We start from the raw sequence: 10,124 nt of genomic DNA on the forward strand, positions 1-10,124 counted from the left end.
ACCGTGAGCCCCTCAGGGCTCTATCCAGGGTGGGTCAATATTGGATGGAAACGGTGGGTCAGAATTCGGTGGAAATCAACAGTACCGACACCACCTTGGCCGCTCGCCACTGGCTGCGCAACCGGTGCATGGCTTTTCTCAGCTTGCGCTGGAACGAGGCGAGTTCCTCCTGCCGACCGGGCATTTGCAGAACGGCGCCTTCCTGCGAAATCAGGGTTTCAAAGGCTGCATCAAACCAGGCGTCAAAAGCGCTGTCCGCCTGTGTGAGAGCGAAGGGCTCTGCCACGTAGCGCTCGACCAGGTGGTGTGACAGGTTCCCGTAGAGCAGGACGCCCTCGCTGACATCCAGAATGCTGCTGGTGTTCAACGCAGCGGGGTATTTCAGCACCCACTGGAAGGGATTGAACAGGAACGACTCCAAACTGGAGAAGGACTCCGACTTGCGCCTCGGGATGTCTGCCCCAGGGGGCAGTTGCCACCACCGCTGCAGAGGAGGGAGCGGTCTGTACGCCACAGGAGCCAGCCGCATATCGGTCAGGCTGTTTTCCATCGCTTGGATGGCAGGGCCATGCCCTTTCTCAAAAAGCGACTCAAGCAGTAGCCACAACGGGTGCGTTTCCTCACCAGGTGGGGGCAGCACCAAGACCAGGCGCCGCCTGGCCGCCAGAACGGGGGCCTGCCATGCGCGCGCATCGCGAGCGAGCACATCATCCAATGGGGGCAGTGCCACGCCCGAGCGGTGCAATTCGGCCAGTTCGGCCTGAGACCAGGGATAGCCGGCCAGATCAGGTGGCGCCTGCAACTGCCACCAGACCACCTGCTCGGCCTCGTCGACGACGGCCCCTGGGTGCGTCACGGTTCGACAGGCGCTGACCTGGGCCACCAGCAGCGGATGGGTGGTCCCCTGCGCGGTGGCCTGAGCCAACAACGTCTGCAGAGGCTGTGCGGCAATGTGGGTTTCGCCTTGCAGTGCCAATGCCTTCAATGCCCGCAACAGCGTCAGCGTCTGCGACAGTCCGCTGGTGAACGCGATCTGTTTGGCCGGATCGGTGTCTCGCAAACGCCCCTGAAAATACTGTGCCAGTGCATTCAGACGCTCGGTCACAGCAGCCAAAGGGGCCCCCTGCACTGGGTCATGGCGTTCTTGCTCGATCCACTGTCGAATTCGCTCGCGGACCTCCGTCCAGTCTTTGCCTGAAGCGGCGCAGGCAGTTTCGATGTCAGCCAAAGCACGGTCCCAAGCCGGCCCCTGACCGATGCCGGGGGAGCGAGCCACCATCTCGGCCAGCTTTGAGCGAGCCACCCAGGGCAAAGGACAGATGGGGTGAGTCAGAAACTGCAGAAGGCCGTACAGATCCAGCGGTTTCCACAACTGGCCCAGCACCAGCGGCAGTACTTGCAGCGCAGGACGAAAGCCGTTGGACTCTTTGAACCCCTGACGCGGGAGTTGCGCTGCGGCCATCACCTCATCGAGAACGCCGACCTGGGGGGCGCACAGCACCGTGTCGGTAGCCTGGTCCGCCAGGTGTTGAGCCAGACCTTGGGCTGCCAGCCAGCCCGTCTCAGCCTGCATCACCGAGACGCTGCCATCGTCGCGCCAGCGCAATTGGGTCGCCTTCGTCCCACCGTCTTGAGACAACAAGGCCTGCTGGATATCGCCCAGCAACGTGCCCTCTTGAGCTGCAGGACACATGCCGCTCTGCTCAGTAAGTTGCAGTTCGCACAGCACCTGCTGCCAAGCAGGAGGCCAGTGTGAGAGCGGCTCGCAAAGGGTGAGGCGTTCAATGCGAGGCCTGGTCACCGCCATAGCGGTCTTCACCAGGGCAAGCCGTTTGCCCACGCCAGCCGCCAGCTTGTGCGTGTCCGCCGTCTCGGCCAGCAAGGCTGCCATGTCTCTCAACCGCCTGGATGGAGATGCCGCCAGAGCGGTGCCAGCTCCAGTGCTCCAACCGTGCAAGTGCCACAGGTCGCACCACGCCAGCAAGGTGGCTGCAGTGCCGAGTGCATCCACGGCAAAACTGCGGTGATAGAAGCGATTTGGGTCGTCCAGGCGAGCCAAGATTTCCCGAACCTGCAAAATCCGGTCCGATGTGCTGGGCTCCAACCGCAGCAGACCCAGCTGGGTTTCAAGGACATTGAGCAGACCGAGCGGCCCCGTCGTCAAACTGTCCAGCTCAGATTGAACTGCATCCCCTCGCTGCCCATCCAGGTGCAGTCCCAAGCGTATGTGCATTGTGTTGGCCTTGTGTGTCCGGTCAGCGCCCGTGGTCAATATCTGGATTGTCAGCGTGTTCAGCCAGGCAGCATCCGGTGCATCGAATCTCTGCCACGATTCTGGTGCCACCCAACCTTGCAACTCGCGGCCTTGCCCATCAGAAAGCATCGCACGAAAGCCCTCATGCTGGCGTGCGGGTCCATTGTCAAAGGACTGCTTGGGGCATTCGGTCTACGCTTCGAAAATCGCCATTGCCTCAAAAAAGGCTTTGGCCGTCATGTCAACCTGAAGCGTGTGGGGCGATGCATGCAACGGTGAAGCGGGATTGACACGGATCATTCTCCACCCCTGCGCCAGCCTTGATTTGGAATGAGAACGCACCGTTGAAATGGCATCGCCCGCGCCGATTTCCAGAACCAGTCCGTTCTTTGGGTGTTCTAGCCAGATGTCATGAGCCTGGCGCTGAGCACGTTCGCGGTGATCAACCCATTTCAAGTCGTCGAACATCAAGACATTGGGACGGGCCAATGCGCCACAGCGCGGACAACGGGGCAAGCTGTTGGTGAGTCGGCTGGTGGCCAAGTCGACTTCTGGCACAAAGTCATCTGCGGACCAAACCTGCTCGCCGCAGGGTTGGGTGCATTGCATGAAGTGCAACGAGCCGTGGCATTCGGTGAGAGGCTTTGAACGGAAACCGGCTTTCTGGAATTGTCCATCGACGTTGCTGGTGTACACCGCGCAGCCGTGTAGCTTGGCGCCACCCCATTGGAGCAACTGCTGAAATCCCCGGTGCGGCTGTGCTTGCCGGTACATCGCCAGCCGGTGTCCGTAGAAGCCCCATGCCAGTGCCGCGTCATGCTGAAAAGCCCATGGGCTGGCAATTTCCTGAAAGCTCAGTTGGGCACGGGCCAGTCCTGGGTATTGGCGCCACAGGCCTTCTGGCCCTCGAAAGTCGGGCAGCCCTGAATCCACCCCCATTCCCGCGCCAGCACAAATGAGCAGGGCATCGGCGTCACGGATCCATTCCCAAGCAACGGTCAAGGCATGCTGTCGATCGTCCATCGTGATCCCTTTAGCGGGCAGGCACCGTGCCAGTCTGACGGCCTCTCTCGTCGTAGGTGTAGATCGCGCTCCCACGACGCACGTTGACCGAAGCTGACGTGTAGCCCTTCAGACCATCGTCTGGGCCATGACCTGCCGGGACCGTGAAAATCTGCCGACCTTTTTCGCCGTAGACGTAGATCACTTGTCCTCGTTGGACCGCGTTGAGAATGGCCATTGCTGAAACTCCTTTGAGACATCACGAGGTGAAGCGCCAGAAACGGCATGAACGTCGACATGTGGTGCATCCTCATGCAACGTCAGAAAATGAAGGCAATACACGGCGGGCAATCCGCTGCTCGCCTGTACCCTCTTCACGCTGGCGTATGCATGAGAACTTGCGATTCCACTGGTGTTGCGATGCTGTGGGATACCTGCTGCTTGAACGCTTCAAAGCTGGTTCGCATTTCCACAGGCACTCGTCGCATGATCTTCTCAAAGAAGAGCTGATGCAGAAACGGCATGTCGTCCGGAGCAAAAGGCACAGAGCGCTCCGCGAGAAATGTCACGCAGATATCCTCATCCTCCTGCGCGTCGATGTCCTCTCCCGGCTTGGTGCTGTCAGCGAGCTGAGGTAATGGCTGCGCACGTAGGTCGAAGTAGCCCATGTCGTTCCAGTCCTGCGAAAGCTGATCCGGAAAGGCTTGCAAGAAGCTCGAATAGGTCCAGCGACTTGTACGTGGTATTGGCAACATGAAGCGATCGAACAACGCGCGGTGTAGCTCAGGCAGGCTCTCGGACGCCATCGCATTGGTTGTCCGCTGCATTTCGGCTTCGAGCGCTGAGGTCAAGGTGTCCAGGTTCACCACCCGCCTGGCTTCGAGCAGGCAACCTTCCCAAAAGTCGCTGTCGAAGACTTGGCATACGGCTTGGCGCAAGGGTAAGCCCATCGCGTGCAACTCCACAATCTTGGTGGCGGATGACTCATAGTAGTCCTCCATATCCAGGATGGCATGGCAATAGCTGTTGATGGGATCGAGGTCGTGGAGCAGCACGGCAAATCGATGCTTCAATCCATTTGTTATGTCGTTCATTTTGTATTTTTCGTGCAAACAAGATCGTTTTAACACCGGCTCCTAAACACACCGGCTCCTACGTCACCGTTGCTCCAAAGCAGCACCGTCTCCTTCACACCGCCCTTGTTCAATGGGGTTTGCAGTTCCACACAGCCCATTCTTTGAGACTGAATCACAAGACTCACCCCCAGATCAAAATCTAAATCATAAAAGTCGTCGTATTCGGCCACCTTCACAGCAGCACCCTCGGGAACATCGTGGTAGTCAATGCACGGGGTAGGTTGATTCAACGGCGCCCCCCCCTCCTCGTATCCCAACCGAAGCCACCCAATGGGCGAAGCGCTGACGCGTTCGAGAACCTCTTCCGACTCGTTCACCAAATACAGTTCACCCGCCCGGCGGGCGAGCCACAATCGAGGCGTTCTTGTTTCAGCCTTCCTTGGAGGCATTGGTCCAAATGGGCTTTTGCGCTTCTCAGGTGAAACCCACTGGAACGCGCTGGTCAACCTCTTTGGTTCAAACATGCTGAATAGATCCGATCAAAACTTGGCCGCCTTGAAGTTTGGACGTGATTGCGTTCGGCACCTCATACGGTGTGAGAACGAGTTTATTGCAGGAGGTATTTAAATACTCCGCCTCCCTGCGCATCAAGCTGCAGCACAGTGAAAGGCCTTGGTGGCGTCCGACGTCAGCTCGCATCCCAAAAAGTCCTCTCCTCAACCCCAGGAGGCGTTACGGTCCGAGGCTTATTCGGGAGTCTGAAAATACAGAAGATGACGACCAAAACGTCTATGGATCATTGTTGCGCACCGTACGCGAGTGCGAATATCGCAACAGAGTCGGTATCGCCAAAATGACAGACAAGTAAGCGGTCACCGGCCGCCAGCTTCGTTGTGCGCCGGCCTTTGACCGCGGTACCCGTTGAGCTGTCCTTCGTGTGGTTTGTCGCCGGCAGAGCGAGCGACGGCTTCGTGCCAGTCAGCGTGAGCTCGCCCGCTCAAGTCGACCGGCAGCAATCGCTGCACACCGGCCGGCCGCGCTGGGATATCGGCTTCAGGCACTGAGCGCCAGACTGTCGCATCAATGGTCGACCGTGATCACACTCAGCGTAGACTCGCGCCACTGGCACACCGCAGGCCATGAGAACACTTCAACGAAAGAGCTAGACATGTTGAACCACGTGATGGTCGGCACCAACGACATTGAACGGGCCAAACGCTTTTATGACGCCGTGCTCCGCGTGCTGGGCGCGGGAGAGGGCGTGCTCAACGTGAACGGGACCGGACAGTCTCGCTTGTTCTACCGCCACGACGGCAGCACCTTCGGAATCAGCCAGCCTATCGATGGCCAGCCGGCCACTCACGCCAACGGCGGCACGATCGGCTTCAAATGTCGATCCGCTGAGCAGCTGCAAGCATTCCACGACACCGCCATCGCGCATGGCGGGACCTCGATCGAGGGCGCGCCTGGCCCCCGAGAGGACAAACCGGGCGCCATGCACCTGGCCTACGTGCGCGATCCGGATGGCAACAAGCTATGCGCGGTCTACCGGCCCGCGTAAGCCCGGCGTGAGCGAATGGTGCCTGCCTTGACACCGGCTCTGGGCGGACCAGAGCATGCACCGCCCGTTGGCTGATCCTGGCCGATCTCAGACTGGGGTGGCCGCCGGCTGGCCGACTTCAACCGTTGCAACAAACACATTCAGTCAGCCACGAAAGATCATTCTCACCCCTGACATTCGGCGACTTTTCCTGGTGAACGCAGAAGGATGCCGATGCAAGGGGAGGTCGCAACGTCGCCGACACGGCACTTCCGAATGACCATGCGGCGTAATATCTTGCGTCATGAGCACCATCGCCGACGCCCTCAAACAAGAAATCGCCCGTGTGGCCCGCAAGGAACTCAAGGGCGAGATCGCAGCATTGCGCAAACTGACCAGCGCCCACCGGTCCGAGATTGCCGCCCTCAAGCGCGAGGTCAAGGCACTCACCAGTGCCGTCAAAGGTTTGCACAAGGGATCGAGGCCCCCAGTCGCAGCTTCCTCCTCCGAACCCAAGGTGACCGCAGCCAAACGCAGTGGTGCGCCATTCGAGTTCAATGCCGAACAACTGGCAGCCCATCGCGCTGAGTTCGGCTTGACCCAGGCACAGATGGCGCGGTTGATCGGCGCATCATCCCTGTCGGTCTACAAATGGGAGTCGGGCAAGGTTCAACCCCGAGCAGCCCAGAAGGAACAAATTGCCGCCGCGCTCAAACTGGGCAAACGTGCGGTGAAGGCGAGATTGCAAGCACAGAACGAATGAGCCAGGCATACAAGACCTATTCATCCACCCGGTGGGGCGCGCGCAAACGCGCACCGGTATCCCAGCCTGTGCCACAAACACCGCTGGGCGATGGCCGGTTCCATTCCTTAGTCGGTCCTGAAATATTCATTTCACACCCCGACTGCGCGTGATGCCGGCCAGCGCGGTGCGCCCGCCAGCCAAGTGCGCAGTGTCAGCCAACCGTTCGGCTGTGTGCCGGCCATCGTGCACAGACGCAAATACAGCCGCTGCAAGAAGGGCACCCCCTTCTTGACGATCATGCGCAGCAGCCAGCGGATGTTGTACCCCGCCGCACACAGCACCGCATGCAGCCGGTCGCCCTGCTCACCCTTGAGGTGGCAGCGATCCATGCGGTGATCGGCCTTGAGGTGCCCGATGATGGGCTCAATCGCCTGGCGGCGTTGGAGCAGCTTTCTCTCCTGCTCACTGATGCGTTTGCTCTTGCCCCGGTGCACGATGTGCACATCTGGGTTCTGTGCATCCACGCCCCGATAGCCCAGATCAACGAACGCTGTTGTCGGCTTTGCCTTGCTGTCCTGCATCAGGATGGCCGCCTGCTCCAGTTGTTCGTTCAGGGTGTGGCCGTCATACGGGTTGCCGTGAAACGCCCGGGCCCCCACGATCAGGTTGCCCTTGAGCGTGCTGGCAATGCCCACCTTCACCCCGAACTCGTAAGGTGTTCTGGCCTTGCCCTTGCTGATGCAGTCCACCTCGGGCGCATGCTAGGCGTAGAGCTTGCGTTGTCCGTCGGTGGCTTTGCGCTGGCCACTCTGGGACACGATGCGATGGGCTTTGCTCAAAGTCTCGTCCAGTGCTTCCCGCACGGCAGCCACGATGGCCGTACTGGCCGATATGGCCTTGCGCTCAATCTCGCGCTGCAGCTGACCCACGATGGTGCGCTGGCGTTTGATGGCGCGTTTCATGCGCTTGAACTGGCGGGCGTGGGCATAGCGCCCGGCCTTGCGGTTCAGATGCTGCCCCTCTTTGGCAAAGGTCTGCTTCAGATCGATGCCGGCGCCCTTGGCTGCCTCGACCAGCTTGACCCGGGCGGTCTCCAGCAGGCGGCTGTCGGTGGGGTGGGCAATCGCCTTGTGCTGCACGGTGCTGTCCACGATCACGCGGGTCAGCTCCTGCGGCTTGATCAGTTTGAGTTCGACGGCCACGTTGATGGTCTGCGCCAGCAGTTCTTCCACGCCTTCGTCGCCCAGCAATTGCCGGAACTTGACCAAGGTGGTGGCGCCTCAAGGCCGGCGGTCTTCGTAGTACGCACAGCCAGAGAAGAACTGCCAGCGTGGCGTATCAGCCCAGCGGGCCACCACGCCCTCGTCGGACTCGTTGAACGCGTGCTTGAGGTACAGAAGCGCGATCATGGTGCGCAGCGGCACGCGGGGGCGCCCGGCGTTGCTGGCCACTGGTGCTCGCTGCACCTGTTCGCCAAAAAGATCCAAGTCGGGCATGGCCACACCGGCGCGGCCTTTGCGAGAGAACACCTGCGCCACCCGCGCTTCGATCTCTTGCCAGGGCATGCGCGAAGCCAGCACCGCCAGCGGGTGGCGCAGGTCGATCATGTGGTCGATGCGAGAGCGAAAGAAATCATCGGTGGCGGGGCAGGCAAACAGCACAACAGAACTCCCAGAAATCAACCCCTATTGGAATTCAAACTGGGAGTTCCGGCCATCCGCAATCACCTCAGAAGGTCAGTTTTCATGCGGCTTCCGGGGATTATTCAGAGACGACTACTCAATCCGCAGAGGCTTTGATGATCATTTTGTTCGCCAGCCTTTGGGTGTTTGTGCAGCTTGCAGTCCAACGCTTTCGACCAGGCGCCATACGACTTTCTCCACCAGGTGCCTCCCACAGTTTGGATCACTCTCATTCACGCCGGCCGCGACGTTGGGCGGGCGTGTTTAGCTCCAGGCCAGCGCCAGCAGCAGCGCAAACGGCCTGGCCACCCGCACGTGCTCGGGCGCGAACCAGCCCGGCTGGTGCAGCAGATTGAGGCTGCCGAGGGTGCCGCGTGGTCCCACGATGGGGATGTTCATGGCCGCCCCGCAGCCCAGGGCAAAAATCGTCTCGTGATCGTAGAAGCGCGCCCGCACTGCGTCCGCATCGGCGGAGATGATGGGTGTGCCGTCGCGCAGCATGGCCGTCAGCCAGCGGTCGTGGGTGATGTCCTTGTAACCCCCCACCGGGTAGCGGGCCAGGTCACTGGTGTGCATGCGGTGTAGACGGCTTTCCTCCAGCTTCAGGATGGTGAGCAGCTTGTGGCCCACGAGGTCGTCCATGGCGCGCTCGATCTCGCGGTAGAGCGCGCCCGTACCTTCGCGTCGCCACATCTCGGTGGCGCAGGCGAAGTGCTCCAGGCACTTGCGTGTGTCCGGTACCGGTTGATTCATGCCTCGTGCCCCAAGTACAGCTCCACCGCGCGCGGGTCGTCGAGCAGGCCCGCCGCCGGCCCGGACATCGCCACCCGGCCCTGGTCCATGATGTAGCCACGCTGGCTGATCTGCAGGGCCTCGCGGGCCCGTTGCTCCACCATCAGCACAGCACAGCCCAGCTCGGGCAGGCGCACGATCTGGTCGAACACGGTCTTGACCAGTGCCGGCGACAGCGCCGCCGTCGGCTCGTCCAGGCAGATCAACCGGGGACGCGACATCAAGGCCATCGCAAAGGCCAGCTGCTGCCGCTCGCCGCCCGACAGCGCGCCAGCCCGGCGCTGCGCCAAGGGCTGGAGCGCGGGAAACAGCTCGAACATCTCGGCCGCCCGCCGCCGGACCTCCGGCACACCTTGCACCACCAGCAGGTTGTCGTGCACCGTGAGACTGGCGAACACATTGGCCACCTGTGGCACATAGCCGATGCCCGTATTTAGCCGGCGCTCGGTCGATGCGCGGGCGATGTCCTGCCCTTCCCACAGGATGCGCCCGGCCAGACGCGGCAACAGCCCCATCACCGCCTTGATCAGGGTGGACTTGCCGGCACCGTTGGTGCCGACCACGGTGACGATCTCGCCGACCGAGACCTGCAGTTCGACACCTTTGAGGATGTCCACCTCCGAATAGCCACCACCTATGTTCTCTACATGCAATACCGTCACGTCAGGCTCCCATATACGCTTCGCGGACCCGCTCGTCCGCCATGACCTCGGCCGGCCGGCCCTGGGCCAGCAGCTTGCCGCGGTCCATCACCACCAGGCTGGACGCCAGCTTGGCCAGCATGTGCAGGTTGTGCTCGACGATGACAAACCCGATGCCCTGCGCGTGCAGCTCGGCGATCCGTTCCGAGATCTGCTCGATCAGCACCGGGTTGACACCCGCATACGGCTCGTCAAGCAGCACACAGCGCGGCTCCAGCATCAGGATGCGGCCCAGTTCCAGCAACTTCTTCGGTTGTGTCGCATTAGCCGAGGAGGGGCGTGCTGAATCAGTGGATGGCGTCGACCTCAGATTGCCAGACTGTAGAACTGCT

At 61.0% G+C, this 10,124-nt stretch carries 10 protein-coding genes and 1 pseudogene; 2 read left to right on the top strand and 9 right to left on the bottom strand.

Annotated elements, in window-relative coordinates; translation table 11 throughout:
- Positions 1 to 58: 58 nt before the first annotated feature.
- The 5 genes from ACFQU0_RS19690 to ACFQU0_RS19710 all read right to left on the bottom strand — a co-directional run bounded on the left by ACFQU0_RS19690 (position 59) and on the right by ACFQU0_RS19710 (position 4,745).
- Positions 59 to 2,383, bottom strand: a complete 2,325-nt coding sequence (locus tag ACFQU0_RS19690) for a PD-(D/E)XK nuclease family protein (protein ID WP_382203621.1) — start codon at positions 2,381 to 2,383, stop codon at positions 59 to 61.
- 63 nt (positions 2,384 to 2,446) lie between these two features.
- The gene (locus ACFQU0_RS19695; protein ID WP_382203623.1) at positions 2,447 to 3,277 is read right to left on the bottom strand and encodes an SIR2 family NAD-dependent protein deacylase; all 831 of its coding nucleotides are present in this window, start codon (positions 3,275 to 3,277) and stop codon (positions 2,447 to 2,449) included.
- 10 nt (positions 3,278 to 3,287) lie between these two features.
- The gene (locus tag ACFQU0_RS19700; RefSeq protein WP_382203625.1) at positions 3,288 to 3,494 is read right to left on the bottom strand and encodes a hypothetical protein; all 207 of its coding nucleotides are present in this window, start codon (positions 3,492 to 3,494) and stop codon (positions 3,288 to 3,290) included.
- 136 nt (positions 3,495 to 3,630) lie between these two features.
- A complete protein-coding gene (locus tag ACFQU0_RS19705) occupies positions 3,631 to 4,350 on the bottom strand; it encodes a hypothetical protein (RefSeq protein WP_382203627.1) in 720 nt (239 codons plus the stop codon).
- 29 nt (positions 4,351 to 4,379) lie between these two features.
- Positions 4,380 to 4,745: a hypothetical protein gene (locus tag ACFQU0_RS19710; RefSeq protein WP_382203629.1), complete on the bottom strand. Its 366-nt coding sequence runs from the start codon at positions 4,743 to 4,745 to the stop codon at positions 4,380 to 4,382.
- Between the two features lie 755 nt (positions 4,746 to 5,500).
- On the opposite strand from ACFQU0_RS19710, the gene ACFQU0_RS19715 reads away from it, so the two are divergent.
- Together ACFQU0_RS19715 and ACFQU0_RS19720 are read left to right on the top strand one after the other, a co-directional pair.
- Entirely contained in the window at positions 5,501 to 5,893 is a 393-nt protein-coding gene (locus ACFQU0_RS19715; protein WP_382203631.1) for a VOC family protein, read from the top strand.
- Between the two features lie 283 nt (positions 5,894 to 6,176).
- The gene (locus ACFQU0_RS19720; RefSeq protein ID WP_382203633.1) at positions 6,177 to 6,635 is read left to right on the top strand and encodes a helix-turn-helix transcriptional regulator; all 459 of its coding nucleotides are present in this window, start codon (positions 6,177 to 6,179) and stop codon (positions 6,633 to 6,635) included.
- Positions 6,636 to 6,766: 131 nt separating this feature from the next.
- On the opposite strand, the pseudogene ACFQU0_RS19725 reads toward ACFQU0_RS19720, so the two are convergent.
- The 4 genes and pseudogenes from ACFQU0_RS19725 to ACFQU0_RS19740 all read right to left on the bottom strand — a co-directional run.
- Positions 6,767 to 8,224, bottom strand: a pseudogene (locus ACFQU0_RS19725) (IS5 family transposase).
- A 339-nt stretch (positions 8,225 to 8,563) separates the two neighbouring features.
- The gene (locus tag ACFQU0_RS19730) at positions 8,564 to 9,052 is read right to left on the bottom strand and encodes a GAF domain-containing protein (protein WP_382203634.1); all 489 of its coding nucleotides are present in this window, start codon (positions 9,050 to 9,052) and stop codon (positions 8,564 to 8,566) included.
- Positions 9,049 to 9,753 carry an ABC transporter ATP-binding protein gene (locus tag ACFQU0_RS19735; RefSeq protein ID WP_382203636.1) on the bottom strand — a complete coding sequence of 235 codons (705 nt, stop codon included), beginning with the start codon at positions 9,751 to 9,753 and terminating at the stop codon, positions 9,049 to 9,051. Before ACFQU0_RS19735 ends, ACFQU0_RS19730 begins: the two co-directional genes overlap by 4 nt.
- A gap of 1 nt (position 9,754) precedes the next feature.
- The coding region (locus ACFQU0_RS19740) for an ABC transporter ATP-binding protein C-terminal domain-containing protein (RefSeq protein ID WP_465262197.1) at positions 9,755 to 10,124 on the bottom strand (370 nt) is incomplete at its 5' end.

This window comes from Hydrogenophaga defluvii, assembly GCF_042665235.1.
GTDB classification, from domain to species: domain Bacteria; phylum Pseudomonadota; class Gammaproteobacteria; order Burkholderiales; family Burkholderiaceae_C; genus Hydrogenophaga; species Hydrogenophaga defluvii_A.

Excerpts from the sequence above, each read along its gene's own strand:
- ACFQU0_RS19690 (WP_382203621.1), bottom strand. The coding sequence starts at position 2,383 with ATGCTTTCTGATGGGCAAGGCCGCGAGTTGCAAGGTTGGGTGGCACCA.
- ACFQU0_RS19730 (WP_382203634.1), bottom strand. The coding sequence starts at position 9,052 with ATGAATCAACCGGTACCGGACACACGCAAGTGCCTGGAGCACTTCGCC.
- ACFQU0_RS19720 (WP_382203633.1), top strand. The coding sequence starts at position 6,177 with ATGAGCACCATCGCCGACGCCCTCAAACAAGAAATCGCCCGTGTGGCC.
- ACFQU0_RS19695 (WP_382203623.1), bottom strand. The coding sequence starts at position 3,277 with ATGGACGATCGACAGCATGCCTTGACCGTTGCTTGGGAATGGATCCGT.
- ACFQU0_RS19700 (WP_382203625.1), bottom strand. The coding sequence starts at position 3,494 with ATGGCCATTCTCAACGCGGTCCAACGAGGACAAGTGATCTACGTCTAC.
- ACFQU0_RS19715 (WP_382203631.1), top strand. The coding sequence starts at position 5,501 with ATGTTGAACCACGTGATGGTCGGCACCAACGACATTGAACGGGCCAAA.
- ACFQU0_RS19705 (WP_382203627.1), bottom strand. The coding sequence starts at position 4,350 with ATGAACGACATAACAAATGGATTGAAGCATCGATTTGCCGTGCTGCTC.